This window comes from Bradyrhizobium sp., assembly GCF_049691595.1.
Lineage (GTDB): Bacteria > Pseudomonadota > Alphaproteobacteria > Rhizobiales > Xanthobacteraceae > Bradyrhizobium.
This window is the reverse complement of record NZ_JBAVNZ010000030.1, coordinates 1-20,238: the sequence shown is the minus strand read 5'-3', so window position 1 is coordinate 20,238 and position 20,238 is coordinate 1. Positions and strand designations below refer to the sequence as shown.

18 protein-coding genes and 1 tRNA gene are annotated in these 20,238 nt (G+C 62.9%); 6 read left to right on the top strand and 13 right to left on the bottom strand.

Going from position 1 to position 20,238, the window contains the following annotated elements; genetic code table 11:
* Positions 1–85 precede the first annotated feature (85 nt).
* Genes WCE35_RS01205 through WCE35_RS01195 form a run of 3 tightly spaced genes read left to right on the top strand, consistent with a single transcriptional unit; the run spans position 86 to position 3,014 of the window.
* On the top strand, positions 86–1,075 hold the full coding sequence (locus WCE35_RS01205) for an efflux RND transporter periplasmic adaptor subunit (protein ID WP_424591518.1): 990 nt from the start codon (positions 86–88) through the stop codon (positions 1,073–1,075).
* Positions 1,072–2,307 carry an ABC transporter permease gene (locus WCE35_RS01200; protein ID WP_424591517.1) on the top strand — a complete coding sequence of 412 codons (1,236 nt, stop codon included), beginning with the start codon at positions 1,072–1,074 and terminating at the stop codon, positions 2,305–2,307. The genes WCE35_RS01205 and WCE35_RS01200 overlap by 4 nt, the downstream gene beginning before the upstream one ends.
* Positions 2,304–3,014, top strand: a complete 711-nt coding sequence (locus WCE35_RS01195; protein ID WP_424591516.1) for an ABC transporter ATP-binding protein — start codon at positions 2,304–2,306, stop codon at positions 3,012–3,014. Before WCE35_RS01200 ends, WCE35_RS01195 begins: the two co-directional genes overlap by 4 nt.
* A 38-nt stretch (positions 3,015–3,052) precedes the next feature.
* On the opposite strand, the gene WCE35_RS01190 is transcribed toward WCE35_RS01195, so the two are convergent.
* From WCE35_RS01190 to ftsH, 3 genes are all read right to left on the bottom strand, one after another.
* Positions 3,053–3,511, bottom strand: coding sequence for a host attachment protein (locus WCE35_RS01190; RefSeq protein ID WP_424591515.1), 459 nt, complete (start codon positions 3,509–3,511; stop codon positions 3,053–3,055).
* Between the two features lie 66 nt (positions 3,512–3,577).
* Entirely contained in the window at positions 3,578–5,623 is a 2,046-nt protein-coding gene (locus WCE35_RS01185; protein WP_424591514.1) for a protein-L-isoaspartate(D-aspartate) O-methyltransferase, read from the bottom strand.
* A gap of 107 nt (positions 5,624–5,730) precedes the next feature.
* Positions 5,731–7,596 (bottom strand): ATP-dependent zinc metalloprotease FtsH, encoded by a 1,866-nt coding sequence (ftsH, locus tag WCE35_RS01180; RefSeq protein ID WP_424591513.1) that lies wholly within the window; start codon positions 7,594–7,596, stop codon positions 5,731–5,733.
* Between the two features lie 228 nt (positions 7,597–7,824).
* On the opposite strand from ftsH, the gene WCE35_RS01175 reads away from it, so the two are divergent.
* Complete coding sequence (locus tag WCE35_RS01175) at positions 7,825–8,475, top strand: BON domain-containing protein (protein WP_424591512.1); 651 nt, start codon at positions 7,825–7,827, stop codon at positions 8,473–8,475.
* A 124-nt stretch (positions 8,476–8,599) separates the two neighbouring features.
* On the opposite strand, the gene WCE35_RS01170 is transcribed toward WCE35_RS01175, so the two are convergent.
* The 7 genes from WCE35_RS01170 to WCE35_RS01140 form a co-directional block, all read right to left on the bottom strand.
* Positions 8,600–9,544, bottom strand: coding sequence for a hypothetical protein (locus WCE35_RS01170; protein ID WP_424591511.1), 945 nt, complete (start codon positions 9,542–9,544; stop codon positions 8,600–8,602).
* 15 nt (positions 9,545–9,559) lie between these two features.
* Positions 9,560–11,020, bottom strand: coding sequence for an MBOAT family O-acyltransferase (locus WCE35_RS01165; protein ID WP_424591510.1), 1,461 nt, complete (start codon positions 11,018–11,020; stop codon positions 9,560–9,562).
* Positions 11,021–11,063: 43 nt separating this feature from the next.
* Positions 11,064–11,666, bottom strand: coding sequence for a hypothetical protein (locus tag WCE35_RS01160; RefSeq protein WP_424591509.1), 603 nt, complete (start codon positions 11,664–11,666; stop codon positions 11,064–11,066).
* 59 nt (positions 11,667–11,725) lie between these two features.
* The gene (locus tag WCE35_RS01155; RefSeq protein ID WP_424591508.1) at positions 11,726–12,286 is read right to left on the bottom strand and encodes a hypothetical protein; all 561 of its coding nucleotides are present in this window, start codon (positions 12,284–12,286) and stop codon (positions 11,726–11,728) included.
* Complete coding sequence (locus WCE35_RS01150) at positions 12,286–12,588, bottom strand: YgiT-type zinc finger protein (protein WP_424591507.1); 303 nt, start codon at positions 12,586–12,588, stop codon at positions 12,286–12,288. The genes WCE35_RS01155 and WCE35_RS01150 overlap by 1 nt, the downstream gene beginning before the upstream one ends.
* A 73-nt stretch (positions 12,589–12,661) precedes the next feature.
* Positions 12,662–13,633: an alpha-ketoacid dehydrogenase subunit beta gene (locus WCE35_RS01145; RefSeq protein WP_424591506.1), complete on the bottom strand. Its 972-nt coding sequence runs from the start codon at positions 13,631–13,633 to the stop codon at positions 12,662–12,664.
* 67 nt (positions 13,634–13,700) lie between these two features.
* A complete protein-coding gene (locus WCE35_RS01140; protein ID WP_424591505.1) occupies positions 13,701–14,915 on the bottom strand; it encodes a thiamine pyrophosphate-dependent dehydrogenase E1 component subunit alpha in 1,215 nt (404 codons plus the stop codon).
* A 65-nt stretch (positions 14,916–14,980) separates the two neighbouring features.
* On the opposite strand from WCE35_RS01140, the gene WCE35_RS01135 reads away from it, so the two are divergent.
* On the top strand, positions 14,981–15,259 hold the full coding sequence (locus WCE35_RS01135; RefSeq protein ID WP_424591504.1) for a hypothetical protein: 279 nt from the start codon (positions 14,981–14,983) through the stop codon (positions 15,257–15,259).
* A 456-nt stretch (positions 15,260–15,715) separates the two neighbouring features.
* Here WCE35_RS01135 and WCE35_RS01130 read toward each other — a convergent pair whose 3' ends face one another.
* Complete coding sequence (locus tag WCE35_RS01130) at positions 15,716–17,170, bottom strand: acetamidase/formamidase family protein (protein WP_424591503.1); 1,455 nt, start codon at positions 17,168–17,170, stop codon at positions 15,716–15,718.
* Between the two features lie 218 nt (positions 17,171–17,388).
* Positions 17,389–17,463 (bottom strand) — tRNA-Gln (locus WCE35_RS01125).
* Positions 17,464–17,717: 254 nt separating this feature from the next.
* On the opposite strand from WCE35_RS01125, the gene WCE35_RS01120 reads away from it, so the two are divergent.
* Entirely contained in the window at positions 17,718–19,502 is a 1,785-nt protein-coding gene (locus tag WCE35_RS01120) for an acyl-CoA dehydrogenase (RefSeq protein WP_424591502.1), read from the top strand.
* 68 nt (positions 19,503–19,570) lie between these two features.
* Here WCE35_RS01120 and WCE35_RS01115 read toward each other — a convergent pair.
* On the bottom strand, positions 19,571–20,238 hold a 668-nt coding region (locus WCE35_RS01115), incomplete at its 5' end, for a carbohydrate porin (RefSeq protein WP_424591501.1).

The window sequence follows — 20,238 nt, the reverse complement described above, 5'->3', positions numbered from 1 at the left end:
GCGGGTTACACCAGTTGAAGCCGCGGAAGCCGCGGCCAGGCGCGCAGCGAACGATCGGCGTCGATACCCGTGGAAGCTGCTGATCGTGGTTTTGTTTGCCGCAGCGCTGGCGGCAATCGCATGGTGGCTGTCGCGCGGACCGGCCATTACCGTCGTTCGTGTCACGCGCGGCGCGGCCGCGGAAATCGTCTATGCAACCGGATCGGTCGAACCGGAGACCTGGTCGCGCTCGACACCGCTGGTCCGCGGCCGCATCATCGAACGTTGCCGGTGCGAAGGAAAGCCGGTCCGCGCCGGCGATATGCTTGCCCGCCTCGACGACAAGGAAGCCCAGGCCGCCCTCAATGATCTGCGCGCGCAAGAAGAATTTCAGCACAGGGAGTTCGACCGCCAGGCGCAGTTGCTGGCGCGCGGGGTTGCGACCTCACAGGCCTATCAGCGCGCTGAGACCGACCTCGCGCGGATCCGGGCGCAGATCGCGGCTCAGACCCAGCGGCTGGAGTACTACAGGCTGGTGGCGCCGATGGACGGCACCGTCCTCAAGGAAGACGGCGAGGTCGGCGACATGGTCGATCCCGGCACGATCCTCTACCGCATCGGCCTGGAAAAGCCGCTCTGGGTTGTCGCCGAGGTCAACGAGGAAGACATCCCTCGGGTTCGGGTCGGCCAGAAGGCGTTGCTGCGGACCGACGCGTTCGCCAATCAGGTATTGGCTGGATCCGTAAAACAGATCACGCCGGCCGGCGACCCGGTTTCCAAAACTTTCCGCGTCAGGGTCGGCCTGCCCGATGACACGCCGTTGCGGGTCGGGATGAGCGTCGAGGCGAATATCGTCAGCCGGGAAAAGCCGGACGTCATTCTTGTCCCCGCCAATGCCGTCATCAACAACAGCCTGCTGCTGATCGAAAATGACCGCGCCCGCCTGCGCAAGGTCGAGATCGGCATCCGCGGGACGGGCTTCGTGGAGATCGTCGAAGGCGCAAGCGAGGGGGAACTGGTCGCCTCTCCCGCGACGGCCAACATCAAGAACGGCTCGCGGGTCCGTTCGTTGCAGATGGAGCCGGCGGCACCATGAGCCTGATCCTGACGATCGCCTGGACGCATGTCCGCCGCCGCGCCCGTCAAACGCTGGTCGCGATCGCGGGCGTCATGACCGGCGTCGGCTTCTCCATCATGATGGCGGCCATGATGGAGGGATCGCAGGACGACTTCATCAAGACTCTGGTCGATGCATTGCCGCATATTTCCGTCACCGACGAATTGCGTGAGCCGACCCGGCAACCTGCCGACATCATCTATCGGGCCGCCGAGTTCCACGGCTTGACCCCGGAGGTGCGCCGGCCCGGCATCAAGAACCCGATGGCCACCATCGCGTCGCTGCAAAGCTGGGTGCACGGCGCACTGACGCCATCGGTGCAGTCGAAGGCCGTGCTGCGTTTCGCCGGCCGCAACCTGACCATTTCGATCGTCGGCATCGACCCCCGCACCGAGGCCGACGTTTCCAATCTGGCGACCCACATGCGGCAAGGAACGCTGACCTCGCTCTATCGTGCATCGAACGCGATCCTGCTCGGAGATCGCCTGGCCAAAAAGATCGGCGCGCGAGTCAACTCCAACGTCACGCTGGCTTCCGCCGAAGGCGCCAGCATGAACGCCACCGTCGTCGGCACCTTCCACTCCGGCTTTCGCGCCACCGACGAGACCACCGGCTATGTCCTGCTCAGGACCGCGCAGATCCTGGAAAAACAGACCGGCATCGTCAACGAGATTCGCGTACGCACCCGCGACCCGATGGAAGCCCGCCTGATCAGCGAGCGGATCGGCGAGCAGACCGGCTATCGATCGATCTCCTGGCAGGAGGCCCAGGAGGACCTGCTGTCGGCGATCACGCTGCGCAACGTATTGATGTATACCATCGTCGGCGCCATCCTGCTGGTCGCGAGCTTCGGGACCTACAACATCATTTCCACCATCACCCATGAAAAGACCCGCGATATCGCCATCCTGAAATCGCTGGGTTTCAAGGATCGAACCATTCGCGCGATCTTCATCGTCGAAGCGCTGCTGGTTGGCCTGGTCGGCGCCGCGCTTGGCTGGATATTGGGCTATCTGCTGACCCGGGGGCTGGCATCGCTGGAATTCAAGACGCCGTTCTCCGACTACAATCATCTGCCGGTGCTCTACTCGGTGAAGCATTATCTGCTGGCCACCGCCGTCGCGCTCGCCTCGAGTCTCGTGGCCGGCTATTTTCCGGCCCGTGCCGCGGCGCGGCTGCACCCGGTCGACATCATCAGGGGCGCGACATGAGCGCGCCGCTGATCGAGGCGCGGCATGCGACCAAGATCCTTGGCGGGGTGGTGCCGGTGACGCTGGTCCAGGATATTGATCTCACCATCATGCCGCGGGAATTCGTCGCCATTACCGGCCCTTCCGGCTCGGGGAAATCGTCGCTATTGTACCTGCTGGGACTGCTCGACCTTCCGAGCAGCGGCGAGGTGTTGATCGACGGCCGGTCCACGACCGGGATGGCGGAGGACGAACGCGCGGAGGTGCGGCTCGCCCGCCTCGGCTTCGTGTTCCAGTTTCATTTTCTGCTTCCGGAATTCAGCATCACCGAAAATGTCGCGCTGCCGATGCGCGCGCTTGGCAAGCTGTCGCCACCCGCCATCACCGCGCGCGCGGAGGAATTGCTGGCATCGCTCGGGCTTGGCGACCATCGCCACAAGATGCCGGATCAATTGTCCGGCGGCCAGCGGCAGCGCGTGGCCGTCGCCCGGGCGCTGGCCAACGATCCCCCGGTGATCCTGGCCGACGAGCCGACCGGCAGCCTGGATTCCATCTCCACGGCACAGGTGTTTGGAATCCTCAAGGATCTGGTGGCGCTTGGGGAAAAGACCGTCGTCGCCGTCACCCACGATCTCAATCTCGCCGCCCAGATGCACCGCCGAATCAACATTGTCGACGGCCGGTTGGCGAACGATACCAAGCTCGTCACGTCCGGCGCGCATGTGTGAGTCGACACGCGGGTTCGTGGCCCCTTGTGGGCGACCCTTCAGTGCGGACCGGCCGTGAGATGTTTCTCGATCTCCCCGATCGGATGCTTGGTCAGATCCTTGTTGATCTCGGCAACAATGCATGCCTTTACGTCGGCGTGGAATGCGGTTCGCAATTCGGCGAGGGTCCTCGGCGGGGCAACGACGATGAGGGCCTTGGCCTTTCCGGTGCGGACGACATGTTCCAGGGCGGCCGCGACCTTTCGCGCGAAGCGATGCTCCTCGATGTCGTGCCAATCGGTCGACTCGACCGCGCTTCGGCCACCGGTTTGGGAAGCCTTGCTGACGCGCCCCGGCCGCTCGCTGCCCTGCTCGTGGGTAGGCGGATTCTCGTCCTCGAAAACCTTTTCGGTCTTGAGGTTAGGGAATTTTTCATCGCCGTCGTTGCGCAGGAACAACGCCTTTCGACCATCGCCGACAAACACCAATGCTGCGTGCGGAATCTTCAGATTGTTCATATCAGCCTCCGGGAAATCCATGTTCGCTTTGTCGAGCACATTTGCCGCCTCGCCGCTTTGCCTGCATCACACCCCGAACGGATAGGTGTCCGGAAGTCCCTTGACTTCGGCGGTATCGAGCGGAGTGACTGCCTTGGTATTGTCGAACCAGATATACTCGTCGAACTGGCGCGGCAGACTGGCCTGGAAGTAATGACTCGCCATCTCGGTTTCGGGCCGGTAGATCACGCCGATCGCCCGCTCGAGACGTTGCTTGCCAAGCGCTGCCGGACCGCATAAATCGCCGCGGCCGCGCAGGCCCAGCATGAAACGCGCATACCCTGTCGCGTGGCACAACTGCTCGTAACTGTTGGGAAGCGCCGGCCGGATCTGCTTGATTTCCATCGGGCCATCCCATTCGGACGCCGCGGCGACCGTTCCGCCATGGGTGCCGAAGCCGACCAGATACGCCTGGTCGCCGAACTGCTTGCGGCAGAGTTGACCGATATTGTGCTCGCCGCGCGCGGCCATGTCGGTCGCGGCCGCGTCGCCCACATGCGAGTTATGCGCCCACACCACAGCCCTGCTGTCCGCGCCATGAAACGCCAGCAAATTCTTCAAGGTTTCGAACATGTGGCTGTCGCGCAGATTCCACGACGCACGCGAGCCGTAATACATGATCCGGTAATAGCGCTCCGCATTGGCCACGAGCCGGGCATTCTGCTCGGCATCAAGAAACCGCTCGCCATCGCGCTCGGCATAGGCCCGGCGCTTCGCCAGCAGATCGGTCAGCGTCCGTACCACGTCGGCTTCGCAGGTCGGATAGGATCCGCTCAACGCCGCATGGCCGTAGGTCGCGGGATCGCGCTGCCACGGCGTCAGGCAGCCATATCGTTCGCGAGCCACGTTTGCCGATTCCGGATCGACCTCATCGAGATAGTTCAGGACCGATCGGATCGAGTCATAGAGGCTATAGAGATCAAGACCGTGGAACGCGACGCGCTTGTCGCGTTCGGTAGCGCCGTTGTGCTTGCGCAGCCAGCTCACGAAATCGCGCACCTCGGTATTTCGCCACATCCAGGTCGGGAACCGCGCAAAGGCGGTCCACTCCGAGGGCGGATACTGGAAATGTCGTACATAGTGATCGACGCGCGCCGCATCCGGCCAATCGGCCTCGATCGCGACAAAGCGAAAGCCCTTCTTGACGATCAGGTCGCGGGTGATGCGTTCGCGCATCCGGTAGAACTCGCTGGTGCCGTGGGTGGCTTCGCCAAGCAGCACGATGCGCGCCGATCCGATCCGCTCCATCAGCGGACTGAGATCGGCGGCCTCTATCGATGAAAAGGATTCCGCGGCATCGGCAAGGTTTCGGACCAGCGCCTCCTCGGCCGGCGAGGCCGGCCGCGGCGCCCGGCTTACGGGCTTGCGATCCCCGCCTTGTTTGGCGGGTGCCCAGCCCTCCTCTCCGATCAACGGAACGAAGCGAACGTCGGCGATGTCCTCGCTGCGATATTCGTTGGCGGAGACTCGGGTGACGCGGATCAGTTCCTGGCTGCGCTGATCCGTTCCAACCGGGATCACCAGCCGGCCGCCGATCCTCAGTTGCTCCTTGAGGGACTCTGGAACCTGCGGCCCGCCGGCCGCGACGACGATGGCATCGTAGGGCGCATGTTCCGGCCAGCCCCGGGTGCCGTCGCCGTGCAGGACGTGAACATTGTCATAGCCGAGATCGGCCAGCGTCGCCGCGGCCTTGTCCGCGAGCTGACCAAGGCGCTCGACGGTGTAGACATTGGCGGCAATCTCCGACAGCACCGCGGCGGCATAGCCGGAGCCCGCCCCGATCTCGAGAACTTTCTCGCCGCCCTTGAGCATCAACGCTTCGGCCATGAAGGCGACGATATAGGGCTGGGAAATCGTCTGCTCGCCCGCAATCGGGAGCGGCGAGTCCTCGTAGGCGAATTCACGAAGGTTTTCCGGCAGGAACAGCTCGCGCGGCACCTTGCGCATCGCGTCAAGAACGAGGTCGTCGCGCACGCCACGCGCCACGATATTTCGCCTAACCATCTCCTCGCGAAGCGCGGAAAATGATTTCAGCTCACTGGAACGGATTTCCTTCAATGCCGAAGATCCCATGACGTCGGCTCCCACATCCCTTGATCATTGCACCAGCCCCGCTGACGACCGATCATCCAGTGGATGAGCAAGCTAAGATCATTGCAGGCCGATGGATTTGATCGACATCAAGGGCGAGACGGCTGGGCCGCAGCCGCCGGCTGCTTTCTCTCGCGCGCGGCGACCGGGCGCAACGGCGCGAATTCATCCGCCGTCAGCGTCTCCCTTGCGATCAGGAGTTCTGCGCCCGCATCGAGATCACCCCGGCGCTTTTCCAGGATTTCGCGTGCACAGGCGTCGCCCGCCTCGATCAGATCGCGCACCGCCAGGTCAATCTCGCGGCTGGTCGCCTCCGAGGCACCAACGATCGCATCCTGCATCGCCGGCAGGAAGGCCTGAGGCCGCGGCGCATACGTGCGCTGCCCGACTTTGGTGTCCATTCCGTGTTTGGCGACCATCTCGACCGCGATCTCCGTGGCCCGCTGCAGGTCGTCGGCGGCGCCGGTCGAAACGTCACCATCGAAGATCAGCCGCTCGGAGGCTCGGCCTCCCATCAATACCGCGATCCGGTTCTTGAGTTCGCTTGCCGCGAGCAGAAACCGGTCTTCGGTGGGCCGCTGCATGGTGAAACCGAGCGCGCCGACGCCGCGGGGAACGATCGACACTTTTTGCACGGGATCGACGCCCGGCAAGCTCGCGGCGACAAGGGCATGGCCCATTTCGTGATAGGCCACCCTCCGGCGCTCTGCCTTGCCGAGCACCCTGCTCTTCTTTTCGATTCCGGCAACGATCCGCTCGATCGCGACCGTGAAATCGTCGAACGAAACCTCGTCGGCATTGCGCCGGGTCGCGGCGATGGCAGCCTCGTTGATCAGGTTGGCAAGATCGGCGCCGGTGAAGCCGGTGGTGAGGCCCGCGATCTTGTCCAGATCGACATCCCCGCCAAGCCGGATTTTCCTGACATGCACCTCGAGGATGGCGACACGACCGCTCTTGTCGGGACGATCGACCAGCACCTGTCGATCGAACCGCCCTGCCCGCAGCAGCGCGGGATCGAGAATTTCGGGCCGGTTGGTGGCAGCCAGCAGAATGACGCCGACGCTGGGATCGAAGCCGTCCAGCTCGGCGAGCAGCTGGTTCAAGGTCTGCTCCTTTTCGTCATAGCCGCCGAACGCGCCGGGGTAACGGCTTCGACCCAGCGCATCCAGCTCATCGATGAAAACGATGCAGGGCGCCGCCTTGCGCGCCTGCTCAAACAGATCCCGGACGCGGGCGGCGCCGACGCCGACAAACATTTCCACGAACTCGGAACCCGATATCGAAAAAAACGCGACCCCGGCTTCACCGGCGACGGCGCGGGCGAGCAGGGTTTTGCCGGTGCCTGGCGGTCCGACCAGCAGAATTCCCTTGGGAACGTGAGCCCCGAGCCGGCCGTAGCTCTTGGGGTCCTTGAGAAACGACACCACTTCCTGCAGTTCGAATTTGGCTTCCTCGACGCCGGCCACGTCGGCGAACCTGACCTTGGTGTCCTTTTCAACATAGACCTTGGCCCGCGACTTGCCGATCGACATCAATCCGCCAAAACCCTGGCGATCCGCCAGCCGGCGCAGCAGAAATATCCAGATCAAATAAAACATCAACGCGGGCACGATCCAGGAGAGGATGGTCTGGAACAGCCCGCCCGAGGGCACGCCGGTCACCACGACGCCCTTTGCCGCCAGCTTTTCAGCCAGCGCCGGATCGACGCGGGCGGTGACAAAGGCCGACTTTCCGCTCGCGAGCTTGTCCTTCAATTTGCCCTCGATCACATCCTGACCGACGGCGACCTCGGTGACGCTGCCATGGGCGACGAGCTGCTCGAACTCGCTATAGGGAATGGTGTCGACGGTATTGTAGGTCGCCACCATCCATTGCAGCAACACCGTGCCGATGACCGCGGCGATAACATATCCGATTGCGACGGTCTGCCTGCGCGACGACGAGTCCGATTCCATTTCAATCTCCGGCCAGATCGGAACTGCTGGGCAAGGTGACCGGACCAATGCGGGCAACGATCGGGAGTTCCTGAAAACCTCGATCGATTAATTCCGATCAACCCTCGACGCGACGAAACAGCGCCATTTATGGGCCCGGAACGGATTTCGCTGTTTGATTCGGATCAATGCCGGGTCCTTTTGCCGGGTAGACAATTTTCCAAGCAAAGTTCACCCAAGGAGGATCAAATGACCGACTCTCAACTCCGGCAGGATGTCATCGACGAGCTCGAATTCGACCCGAGCTTCGATGGCGTGCACATCGGCGTAGCCGTCGACAAGAACGTCGTCAGCCTCTCCGGTCACGTCAATAGTTACGCGGAAAAGCTGGCGGCGATCGCCGCGGCGCGGCGGGTCAAAGGCGTACATGCCATCGCCGAGAGCATCGAGGTTCGCTATCCCTACCAGAACAAGACGGCGGACGACCAGATCGCCAAGCGCGCCAACGACATTCTGAACTGGGACGTCCTGGTTCCCGGCAACACGATCGATGTCCTGGTCCAGGACGGCTGGGTCACGCTGAGCGGCAACGCGGATTGGTATTATCAAAAGACCGCTGCCGAGGATGACGTCCGCAAGCTTTCGGGCGTGCGCGGTGTCACCAACAAGATCGTCATCAAGCCGCGGGTCGATTCCTCGAACGTGAAGAGCAAGATCGAGTCGGCGCTGAAACGTCACGCCGAGGTCGAGGCGAAGGCGATCCGTGTCACCGTGCAGAATGGCAACAAGGTCGTGCTCGAAGGCAAGGTCGACAATTGGGACGAGCGTCGGGCGGTTGAAAATGCCGCCTGGTCGGCGGCCGGCGTCGCCTCAGTCGAAGATCGCCTGACGATTTCCTGAATGTTTCGGCTTGCAGCATCCCCTCCCGCGGGTGCTGCAAGCCGTTGGCTTTGGCCTGATTGCCGGTGGTGACCGCCCGGCTTTTGAGGACATTGTCCCGTTTGAGCGGCACCTGCCAGCATCCTCAGTTCGCCGGCGCCATCAGGATCGCCTTAAGATGACGTGCGAACAGTTCCGCAACGCCGACCCTGTTGAGGTGGTCGGTGTCGAAATAGAAGCGGGGTTCGTCCAGTTCGGCCGATAGATCGCGGAAGCCGATCCCGTGATTCGCGGTCGCCGCGGTTATCGCTGCATCAAACGCCGCCTCGTTCGGAACGAGCGCCCGGAACTGGCCGGGCGTCGGCATCTTGATCACGACGACGCGAATGTTTCGTTGCCCGGCAAGTTCGAAGAGCCGCGTGAATTCCGTCAAATAGTGCGCAAGCGCGGCTTCCCGGCTGGAATCCGGGAACAGATAGGCGATCCGGTTCCTGGCCGCCGTCGCCGAAGGCCGGTAGACACGATCGAATTGCAGCTCGCCTTCCCAGATATCCTTCTGAAAGCGATCTCTGTTGTTGATCTTCGAGAACCCCGCGAGGTAGTCGACGAGTGCGCGCGGATCGACGCCTTCGTTGCGGCTATACTGCGCGAGCAACCAGGCGTTTGCCGGATCGAACGGTGCGGCCCTGAGCAGTTTGGCATCGCCGAAGCGATCCTCATTCCAGCTGCGCGCGTAGAACGCAAAGGAATCAGCGACGTAGAGCAGGTTCTTCGTGGTGTGATCGCGCAGAAAGGACTCCAGCACAAAGCGTTGGTAGAGCGGCCCGGTGCCGGGCGATGCCAGATTGATGATCTTCAGGCCCGCCTCGCCCTGCATGACGGCGTTGAAATCGGCGAAATCGAGCGGCATGGCGTGCGACGCGCCGACGATCACCCAATCGAATGCCCTCACCTCTGATGTCGCGATCTTGAACAACGGATTGCTGTGACCATTGCGGTACAGCAGCCGCTCGGCGGCGAAATAGACGCCGGCATAGATCAACAGACCAATTCCGACGAAGGCAATTGCCGCCCGGCCCTGACGCGTCATGATCGTTCACCCACGTCAAAACTGCATGTAGATGAATTCCCTGGCCTGCCATCGACCAAGAATCAGCAAACCGAAAATCACCAGATAGTAAGAACCCCAGCGCAGAACCAACGGCGCGGCGGCGAGGCGCTGCGCGATCGGCCGGCGTTCGTCGAGGGTTTCCACCGCCAGCAGAACGGCGATCAGGCCGAGGCCGAAACCGTGCTCCGATGTGAAAGGATACTGGACAATCAGGGACGGGAGTTCGAGCAGGTTGGTCCCGATCTTGCTGATGACGGTCAGAGCGTCGTTGACCGACCTGGCGCGGAAGAAGATCCAGGAAATCGCGATCAGATGAAAGGTCAGCAGGATGCGCGCCAGCGACAGCGCAGCACTTTGGCGCACCGCCGGCATCACCGCGCCAAGCCGGTCCCACAACCGCCGCGTCGCCAGGCCGATCCACTGGTAGGCGCCGTTGAGCGCGCCCCAGATCAGGAACGTCCAGCCCACGCCATAGCCGAGGCCGGCATGCCACAGCCCGCTGACGACGAACACCAGCATGATGTTGAGATACCGGCGAAGATGCCCCGAACGGCTGCCGCCCAGGGGAATATAGAGGTAGTCGCGGAACCAGCGCCCGAGCGAGATGTGCCACCGCTCGCCCCAGAATTCGGCGGTGCTGCGCGACAGATAAGGCCGGCGAAAATTCTCCATCAGCTTGATGCCGAACAGCATGGAGACGCCGACCGCGATGTCGGTATAGCCGGAGAAATCGCAGTAGATCTGGAACGCGAAGAAATACACGCTGACCAGCAGTTCGATCGGCGAGGCGAATGCCACGATGCCGAAATTGCGGTCCACCAGCGGCGCCAGATTGTCCGCGATGACGACCTTCTTGAACAGGCCCCAGCCGATCAGCTGGAGACCCAGAATGGCAAGTCCCGGCTCCAGACGCAGGCCCGCGACCAGTTGCGGCAGAAATGCCGTTGCGCGCTCGATCGGACCGGCGAAGATCTTTGGAAAATACCCGGCATAAAGCGCGACATGACCGGCATGATGGATTCCGCCAAGCCGCCGGGTGTAAACGTCGATCAGGTAGCTCGCGGCCGAGAACGCGTAGAACGAATATCCGACCGGCGTGCTGACGCCGAGCCTCGGCAAGCCAATCGGAAATGTCGACGCAAGCGAGCGCGCCAGCTCGGCCGCGATGAAATCATAGAACTTGAATGCGACCAGCGAGCCGAGCAGCGTGACCAGCCCGGTGGCCAGCAGCGCTTTCCGGATGGCCGGGCGTTCTGTCCGTTGCAGCCCTCGGCCGCAGCCGTACATCACCAGTGTCACGGCGCCGAGATAGACCAGATTGAAGGGCTGCCAGATGCCGTAGAACAGGTAGCTCGCGAGCAGCAGCACCGCCCATCGCTGCGTGGCAGGCGTCGCCTGCAACAGCAGCAGGACCAGGGGCAGGAAGGCGAAGAATTCAAGCGACGTGAACAGCATTTGCCCTGGCCTTATGCCGTCTCGTTCTCATCTCAATAGGACGTCAATAGGACGCGCCGCCGGCCCGCAGCTCCTCCGGCACATCGTCGATCGGAATCCCGCCGTTGAGCACGAGATAACTGGCGAGCGCCTCGCGCTGTTCGCGCGACAGCTTGATCCGGGCGTGGCTCGGCTTGTTCATGGTGCCGAGCCAGGCGGGCACCGGCCGGATCTGGGTGATGACGACCGTGATGATGTGGCAGCCCTGGCATTTCTCCAGGGCGAAGTCGCGCCCGTCCGGCGGCAACACTTTTTCCGGGTCAGCCCTGGCCAGATCCGCCGGCCCCTGCCCCGAGGAAAGCGGCATGTTGAACGACAGGTAATCCGCCAGCGTGAGCTGCTCTTGCTCGCTGAATTTTTCGAGCGCCGGCATGCGCCTGGTTTTGCTTTTGAGGTAGCTGAGCCACTCATCCCGCGTGCGCTTGCCGGTCAGGATCGCCTGCAATTCGTCGGCGGGCGGATGGCTTGCGACCACCTGCGCGAACAGGGTCCGGCCTCCGACCGGAATGAACGCAAAAACATCCTTGATTTGCGCCAGCAGCGGATTGACCAGCAAGGCGCCGCACACGATCAGGGCGCCACCAAGCGATACCCGAATGCAACCCATAGCCTGCCTCTCATTCCGTCATTTGCCTGTCACCCCGACGACGGCGGCTCGAGCCGCGTTCAATAACGGAGCGCGGCCGGGACGTCGTCGACCTTCATCGGCATGTTGATGGCTGAATAGCGCGCGAAGGTTTCGCGCTGCTGGGCGGTCATCTTCAACCCGCGATGGAACGGCGACAGGAAGACGCTCCGCCAGCCCTGCGCGTCGCGCTGCTGCATCAGATAGCTGGTAAAGAGCGAATGGCAGAACTGGCACTGCGTCCAGGCAAGCTCACGGCCGTCAGGCGGCAAAGCCGAGGCGATACCACCCTGGCTTTCGGCTTGTTGAACCGCGCCCTCGGGTAGCGGAAGATTCACCGCGAGATAGGCCGCGAGCTCGCTGACCTCCCGCTCGCCTAGCTGCTTGTGCCGTTCAACCAAAAAGCCGCGCCATTCCGCCTCGCTGCGCTTGAAACCACCGATCTCGCGAAGCTCCTCGGCGCGCGGCGTGTCCTTTAACCCGAGAAACAGCGTCTTGCCGCCCTTCGGCATGAACGCCTCGTCCTCCTGGGCCTTCGCCGGCAAGGCACCCAAGGCGAGGAGGCTCAAGGCAACCAGCAGCAGGCGAGCGGACGCACGCATCACTCCGCCTCGGTCAGGAGGCGGTCGCGGAACGAAAACACAGGCACCTTTATTTCGCCCCGCGCGCTCTCCGCCGGAAATCCTTCGCCGCGCAGCAGGTCGAGAACCACCACCGTCCGGTCATCGTAGAACTGCTCATTGCAGTAGGAGCAGACCAATGCCGGGATGTCATCGACCACGACCAGCCGATCGCCGTGGAAAAACGCCGAACGCACCTCGGCCATGCCGATGTCGGAGCTGCCGCAGCTTGGGCATACGGCGACCGCGCCGGGCTGATCGCCTCTCGAATACTCAACGGACATGACGGACCCCTGTTGATGCGAAGCCGACGGTTGAGCCCGCCGACTTCCCCGATCGCTGCGGCCGCATGACAACTCAGCTGACGAACTTCTTCGCCGCGGCGACGATGTGGTCGGCGTTCGGCCGCATCCAGTTGAACATTTCAGGAGCCGCCGGCGGCGGCGCATCCGGAAACGCAATGCGCTTGTACTTCGCGCCGTCGACGTTCTCCGCCACCCGGGCGATGACTTCGGCGCCCGGGCACAAGGTGTAATAGGACTGATCGAAGGTCAAAAGCCGCTTGGTCTTCTGCACCGACTTGACCAGGGTCTCGGTATCGATCGGCTTGAGGCAGCGCAGATCGATGGCGTCGACCTTCATTCCCGCCTTCTGCAGCTTCTCGACGGCATCGAGCACGTCGGGCATCCCGGCGCCGGAACTGACGATGGTGATGTCACCGCCGGTCGTGCGCACCGCGGCCTTGTCGAGCGGTGTCAGATACTGCTCGTCCGGAACTTCCTCGACCAGTTCGCGCAAGCCCGCCGCATAGAGAAACACGACGGGATCGGGGTCGCGGATCGCCGAGACCATCATGCCCTTGGCGTCCGCCGGCGTGGACGGAATGACCGTCTTCACGCCCGCAATGTGGGCGTAATAGGTGTCGATCTCGTAATCGGAATGCTGGCCGGCGAAACCGGCGGTCTGCCCGGTCATCTCCATGATGAACACGACCGGCATCGAAGCATCGCCGCCGGTCATCGATCGCAGCTTGCCCGCATGGTTCTGGATCATCTGGAACGGCATGCAGGCGCCCTGATAGGGGATGTAGGTCAGCGCCTTCGAGCCGGCGAGGCCTGCGCCCAGCACACACCCTGCCATCCAGTTCTCGTCGATGCCGGTGTTGGCCACGCGCAGGCGGCCGAATTCGGTTTCGAGATTGATCACCGGCCGGCCCGGATTGGACGCAACCGGCGGCGTCAACTCGAAGATCCAGATCATATTCTTGTCCTGACGCATTTCGTACTGAACCGCCTCGAGGACCGCGTACATGAAGCTTTTGCGTGCCATGGTGTCTCTCCAAATTCTAATCCGCTGTGCGAAGTCGCGACGTCTGGACGAATTGACAAGCGTTCGCCTAGCCGAACTGGCGGGCGGGCACACTGCCTTCGACAAAGACGTTCTTCAGACCGTCCTCCGGCTTGCAGAAGGGCTGCTTGTCGGCCCACGCCACGGCGTCGAGGACCTCCTGCTTGATGCTGGTCTCCATCGCGGCCGCCTTGGCGGCGTCCAGCACCTTCCAGCCGATCAGGGTGGTGCGGCAGATGTCGACGGGATCCCGTGCCATCCACGCCCGCAATTCGCGCTCCGGCCGGAACGAGGAGATCGCGAGCGGGTCGTAACCGAACGCGCCGAGTTCGCCGGGCTTGGCGCCGGGCGCACCCCAGTGATTGTAGTAGCGGTAGGTCTTGGCCTCGATCAGCGTCGGCCCCTCGCCCGCCCTCGCCCGCTCCACCGCGGTCCTGGCGGCATTGTAGACCTGCATAACGTCCTGCCCGTCGACGACGACGCCGGGGATGCCGTACGGCACCGCGGCCTCCGCGATATCCTTCATCGGGCACGACCAGGAGTAATGCGCATACTGATGATAAAGGTTGTTTTCGATGACGTAGATGAACGGCAGCTTGAGCAGCGCCGCGTTGTTCATCGCGCTGTGGAAGTGCGGCGTGGCGTAAGTGCCGTCGCCGCCGAAATTGACGACGACCTGCTTGCTGCCGCGGGCACGGATCGCAAAGGCGGAGCCGGTTGCGATCACCGGTCCCGGACCGATCATGCCGTCGGCGCCGATGAACCCGATCGACTTGTCGGAGATGTGCATCTCGCCGGCGTAGCCCTTGTTGAGGCCGGTGGCCCGGAATTCATACTCCGCCGCCATCTTCCTGATGTCGGCGCCCTTGGCGATGGCATGGCCTGACGGCCGGTGCGTGCTGTAGACGAGATCGGCCTCCATCACGCCGCCTGAGTTCTTCAAGGCGGCGCACACGCCGGTCGCGACCGCCTCCTGGCCGACATAGAAATGGTTGTAGCCGCGGTAGTTGGAATCGGTCAGCATCTTGTCGACCAGCGTTCGCTCGTACCAGCGGATCCGCAGGATGGTACCGAACATGCCGGTCAGTTGCGCGTCGGTGAGATCCTTGGCCCAGAAACCGATCGCGCCCTGTGCGTTGGCGATTCTGCTGCTGAGTGAGATCGCGGCGCCGGCGCCGGCGAGCCCCTGGAGGAAATTACGTCGGGTAGCAGATGGAGACTTCCGTTGCGCGTCACGCGCATGCGCGTCGTTGCGATCAGCCATGGCATTTCTCCCGATCCGATAAGCTCGCAGTTAGCTGCGCTCCCAATTAAAAGCTGCACCCACCTTTGGGTCGTGTCATTGAGGCAGATCAACCGCGCGCCTCATTAAAACATCATGCTGCGTTTGCGAACGAGGAGTTCGTCGACCACATTCCATCGCAAATCAACGGACCTGGCGTCGAAATTGATCCTGCTCCACGGGCTGATCGCTGCCTGCTCACCGATTCAAAAAATGAAAACGGCGTGGATGGCAACGCCAATCCCGATCGCGACCATCGCGACGACGGCGGCCGTGCACGCGGACGATTACTCGCATGCGATCAAGACGCACCGCGATCGGGTTGAAAAGCATGCAATGCCATCAGGAGCGGCCGCCGCGGCTCACGCCTGCGAACTCCATATGCCTCGGCTGTCATGGTGACCAGCAGGCGCTCGCGAACAGAACCAGGGAGGCCAGTCCCGATACGCGGGTATCAAAGTCGAAGGAGCATTTCTCATGGTGGACGGCTGCAACGCGATTACCCGTCAAAACCGAAACGACTGCGAGCCCGTCGGCTAAGGCCGCGGACTGGCAACCGTTCGATGCGCTGCGCAGTCAGGTCGACCGGTTGTTCCAATGACTTTCAAACCGGATTTCCAAGGGCGGTAGCGGAAGCCGAGTTTCGAGCGACAGGCGTTGTTGACGCGCTCGAACGCGGAAAATTCGGCATCCGACAGCCGGTCGAGCCCGGCGCCGTGCTGCTCGGCATCCGCGTTGACGATGGAGCCGGGACCGTTCAAAGCGGCACCGGCAGAAACGGATCAGGCCTCGCCACCCGCGAAGATGTCCTTCTTGATGACGGCGTGGACGCCCCAGTTGCCGTCGACCACCTGGGTGATGCCGAAGTCGACGCCGACCGTGATCAGGGAGATGGCCTCATCCTCCGTCAGCTTCTTGGTCGTCATCAGGAACCTGCGCATCTTGCGGAACGCATCGCGCAAGGCGAGATCGACCGACGATTTCGAGTAGATATCGGATTGCGCCTTGGCGCCGAGCTCGCTGAGGTAATTGGCAAAGCTGAAGCCGTGCACCAGCCACTCGTTTTGAGTCTCCAGCATCGGATAATCAAGAGCTTCGAGCGCGGTGCCGGCCAGATCGCGCTTCTTGTGAAGAATGACCTGGAAGGTGCCATTGAGCGAGCATTCGATCGCTGTACCGCACAATTCGGAATCGCCTTGCGAGGCATGCGAGTCGCCTACGGACAGCAGGCCACCCTCAACCGCGACTGGATAATACATGGTCGCGCCTTTGCCGATCCGCCAATTATCGATGTTGCCGCCGGTGTAGGTCGGCGGAATCGAATCGACCATGTCAGCCTCTTTGGGTGCGAGCCCGATCACGCCAAAATGCGGCCTGATCGGGATACGAACATTCTTCAGGATGCCATGGTTTTCCTTGACGGTGGCGTGGTCGACCGGCACGCCGGGGTAATCGATGGTCTTGTGCACCACGCCGGAAGGATCCGTCTGCGGCGTCCACTGGAAATTGTAAACTGCTTTCGCCCAGTTGCGCTCGCCGGTGGCGTCAACCTCGTAGATGGTAATCACCTCGCGCGGTTTCGGTTCGGTAAGCAGATCCTTGTAGTGAAAACCCCACCATGCCGCCGCGTTGCTGCCGAACGCCTTGCCGGGATATTTTGGATTGGCGCAGGGCCGAGGCGCGACATCGATGATCCGCAGCTCGATCACATCACCCTCCTCGGCGCCGCGGACGTAGACCGGTCCGGTCAGGATATGGACGCCCAGGCCTTCGCCGGCACCGCGACCGAACAGCGAAGCATCCATCGGCCCTGCGCCACGGCGGTCGACACCCTTCTTCTCCTTGCTCCACAGGAATACGCTCTCGGCACCGGGGTCGCCCTTGACCATGCGCTCGGCGTCGTCATTGGCATGGTGGGTCAACGCCTCGATGGTGATGAAGTCACCTGAATCGATCTCGACCTGCGGCTTCAGTTTCTTGCTGAAATAACCCCAATGCACCGTGCCGGCGTTTGCGGGCAAATGATGATAGGCGCGCCTGGCCGGCTGATGCCTCTCGGCGGCGGCCGCCATCTCCGGCGTCACCAGTGAAATACCGCCGGCGCCGAGCGCCGCTGCGCCGCCGGCCGCGGCGAAGCTCGACTTCAGGAACGACCGTCGCTCTCGATCGAGCGTTTCCTTGAATTTTCGGTGGTGCAGTTCAAATTCCGGACACGTCCTGTCGTCACCTGCGCACATCGCATCGCTCCTCGCGGTTTGATCAACATGCCCCTGCCTCGGTGACGCTATCATCTGTTCGAGCCGTTCAGCAATGATCAACGGCGCGCGGCAAGCGTCTTGAATGTGCCGAAAACCTCAACCCGGAATGCAGGATTCTTGGTATAAAAATCTGCAGTTGCAAGTGCCCCTCCTGAGAGAGGGGTAATCCATGTGTCCGGAACGGACACGAGATTGCCTGGCTGGGGCGGGAGGATTCGAACCTCCGTATGGTGGAATCAAAATCCACTGCCTTACCACTTGGCGACGCCCCAACAGGCCGGGAATGCGGGAGGACTGGGCCCTGCGCCGTTTCCTTCGGCCCCGCCGGTCTATAGAGGGCGTTGCGCTATTTCAACCGGCCAGAAGGCCTATTCTGCCGCAAACCGACGCGCGGGCCGGACAGCAGCGCCACCCCCGATGGCCGCCGTTCCCGGTGCGGCCCGCGACCGCCCATCGGAGAGTTGAGAGAACCCCGGTTTCGTGGGAAGACGGCAGCCGCTATTGCCGGAAAAGCGAGACGATCCCCATGACCTACCGCGCGCCGATCAACGACATCCTGCTCGCCCTCAATCATGGTGCGGGGCTGCAGGCGGCCCTCAAGGCCGGCCATTATGGCGATTTCGACGGCGACATCACCGCCGCGGTGCTGGAGGAAGCCGGCAAATTCGCCGGCGACGTGCTGGCGCCGCTCAACCGGGTCGGCGACGAGCACGGCATCAAGCTCGAGGCCGACAAAGTGACCACCGCGCCGGGCTGGCCCGATGCCTATCGGCGCTGGACCGCGGCCGGATGGAACGCGGTTTCGGGTCCGGAAGCGTTCGGCGGCCAGGGCCTGCCGCTTGCGATCAACGCCGCCTGCACCGAGATCTGGAGCGCCGCGAATGTCGCCTTCGGCCTCTGCCCGTTGTTGACCTTGAGCGCGATCGAGGCGCTCGATGCCCATGGCAGCGATGAGCTGAAGAAGATTTACCTGGAAAAGCTGGTGTCCGGCGACTGGACCGGCACCATGCAGCTCACCGAGCCGCAGGCCGGCTCCGACGTCGGCGCGCTGCGCACCCGCGCCGAGCGCGCCGCTGACGGCAGCTATCGCATCACCGGCACGAAAATCTTCATCACCTATGGCGACCACGACATGACCGACAACATCGTGCATTTCGTGCTGGCCCGATTACCCGATGCGCCCGCGGGCACCCGGGGCATTTCGCTGTTTCTGATTCCGAAATTCCTCGTCAACGCCGACGGCTCGCTCGGGCAGCGCAACGACATCTATCCGAGCGGCGTCGAGCACAAGCTCGGCATGCACGCTTCGCCGACCTGCACCATGACAATGGGCGACCGCGGCGGCGCTATCGGTTATTTGATCGGCGAGGAAAACCGGGGCATGCAATGCATGTTCACGATGATGAACCAGGCCCGGCTCGGCGTCGGCCTCGAAGGCGTCGGGATCGCCGACCGCGCCTATCAGCAGGCGCTGGCCTTTGCGCAGGAGCGCCGTCAGGGCCGCGCCGTCGGCAAGCAGGGCGACGGGCTCGATCCCATCATCGTGCATCCCGACGTCAAGCGCATGCTGATGCAGATGCGGGCGCTGACGGCGGCCGCCCGCACCATCTGCTACGCCACGGCCGTCGCGCTCGATGTCGCCATGCGCGCGAAAGACCCCAGGGTGCGGGCGGAAGCCGCCGCCCGCGGCGCGCTGCTGACCCCGATCGCAAAGGCCTTCGCCACCGATATCGGCAATGAGGTGGCCTATCTCGGCGTGCAGATCCACGGCGGCATGGGATTCATCGAGGAGACCGGCGCCGCCCAGCACTATCGCGACGCGCGCATCACCACGATCTATGAAGGCACCAACGGCATCCAGTCGATCGACCTGGTGACGCGCAAGCTCGCCGCCAATGGCGGCGCATCGGTTTTCGCGTTGCTCGACGAACTCTCCGGGATCGTCAAGCAGGTGGAAACCTCGAACGATCCCGCCTTCGGCACCACCGGCACAAAACTGCGCGATGCGCTTGGGTCGCTCGACCGCGCCAGCCGCTGGCTGCTCGAGCGCACAGCCACAGCGCCGAACGACGCGCTGGCCGGCGCGACGCCTTATTTGCGGCTGTTCGGTTCAACGCTCGGCGGCTGCATGCTTGCCGCCGAGGCCCTCGCCGCTCGCAGCCAGGGCGAGGCCGGCGGCGATCCGCAGCGCTATGTCGCACTGGCAAGGTTTTTTGCCGAAAACATCACGGTGCAGGCCGGCTCGCTGGAAAAGACCGTGACCGACGGCGCCGAAGCGGTGAACGGCGCCGACGCGGTGTTGCTGGGGTAGCTCGCCGACGCGGCTGCGATAGCGTCCTTCTTTCACGGCACCAATAACGGCAACGACCGATATAGCTCTCAAAATTCCGCGTGAGCCCTGATCGAGAATACCGAAACCGGTCCGCGGTCATGATTATATGCCGGATTGTTGAAGAGCTGGTAGTCGAAGGTCAGCGTCGTCCACTTGTCGAAGCTGTAGGCGTAATAGGCCTCAAGAACATTTTCGCGCCGATAGTTGAGACGGCCGTCGCCGATCAATATCCCGAGACCGCCCGCTTCGAAATACGAACGGGCATCACGCGACAAGCCTTCGGTCACTCCGGCAATACCGATCCTGTCATTCGGGCGCCCCCAGGAGGTTCCTTTCAATACCCCGCCGAACGAAAAGCTGTTGCTGACATCGGTCCATCCGATGACTTCGAACAAGCCCGGAGTCCAACTCGCCCGCGAAAAGACGCCAAAATCCTCGGTGATCGCCTGCTCGGCGCCGACAACAATGCCGTAGCTGGTGCGGACCCGGCGAGTCAGCGTGATGTCGGGATAGTCGGGAGACGTGATTGGCAGCGCAAGCGCTTCCGAATAGCTGCCCATGTTGGCGCGATTGACCCATCCAAAAAACCGAAGCTTGCCGGCTTGCGAGAACAGCGAGTAGCGCAGCTCCAGTTCGGCGGCATACTCGCCCCGCTCGGGAGCGTGGCGGTCGAAATGATTGCTGTTCGATCGGTCGGGCACCAGAAAGTATCCGA

What these genes read in the sequence shown, in the direction of transcription:
- WCE35_RS01140 (WP_424591505.1), bottom strand. Translation starts at nt 14,915, where the DNA reads ATGGCTGATCGCAACGACGCGCATGCGCGTGACGCGCAACGGAAGTCT.
- WCE35_RS01160 (WP_424591509.1), bottom strand. Translation starts at nt 11,666, where the DNA reads ATGGGTTGCATTCGGGTATCGCTTGGTGGCGCCCTGATCGTGTGCGGC.
- WCE35_RS01145 (WP_424591506.1), bottom strand. Translation starts at nt 13,633, where the DNA reads ATGGCACGCAAAAGCTTCATGTACGCGGTCCTCGAGGCGGTTCAGTAC.
- WCE35_RS01195 (WP_424591516.1), top strand. Translation starts at nt 2,304, where the DNA reads ATGAGCGCGCCGCTGATCGAGGCGCGGCATGCGACCAAGATCCTTGGC.
- WCE35_RS01120 (WP_424591502.1), top strand. Translation starts at nt 17,718, where the DNA reads ATGACCTACCGCGCGCCGATCAACGACATCCTGCTCGCCCTCAATCAT.
- WCE35_RS01185 (WP_424591514.1), bottom strand. Translation starts at nt 5,623, where the DNA reads ATGGGATCTTCGGCATTGAAGGAAATCCGTTCCAGTGAGCTGAAATCA.
- WCE35_RS01190 (WP_424591515.1), bottom strand. Translation starts at nt 3,511, where the DNA reads ATGAACAATCTGAAGATTCCGCACGCAGCATTGGTGTTTGTCGGCGAT.
- ftsH (WP_424591513.1), bottom strand. Translation starts at nt 7,596, where the DNA reads ATGGAATCGGACTCGTCGTCGCGCAGGCAGACCGTCGCAATCGGATAT.
- WCE35_RS01130 (WP_424591503.1), bottom strand. Translation starts at nt 17,170, where the DNA reads ATGTGCGCAGGTGACGACAGGACGTGTCCGGAATTTGAACTGCACCAC.
- WCE35_RS01150 (WP_424591507.1), bottom strand. Translation starts at nt 12,588, where the DNA reads ATGTCCGTTGAGTATTCGAGAGGCGATCAGCCCGGCGCGGTCGCCGTA.
- WCE35_RS01165 (WP_424591510.1), bottom strand. Translation starts at nt 11,020, where the DNA reads ATGCTGTTCACGTCGCTTGAATTCTTCGCCTTCCTGCCCCTGGTCCTG.
- WCE35_RS01175 (WP_424591512.1), top strand. Translation starts at nt 7,825, where the DNA reads ATGACCGACTCTCAACTCCGGCAGGATGTCATCGACGAGCTCGAATTC.
- WCE35_RS01200 (WP_424591517.1), top strand. Translation starts at nt 1,072, where the DNA reads ATGAGCCTGATCCTGACGATCGCCTGGACGCATGTCCGCCGCCGCGCC.
- WCE35_RS01155 (WP_424591508.1), bottom strand. Translation starts at nt 12,286, where the DNA reads ATGCGTGCGTCCGCTCGCCTGCTGCTGGTTGCCTTGAGCCTCCTCGCC.
- WCE35_RS01170 (WP_424591511.1), bottom strand. Translation starts at nt 9,544, where the DNA reads ATGACGCGTCAGGGCCGGGCGGCAATTGCCTTCGTCGGAATTGGTCTG.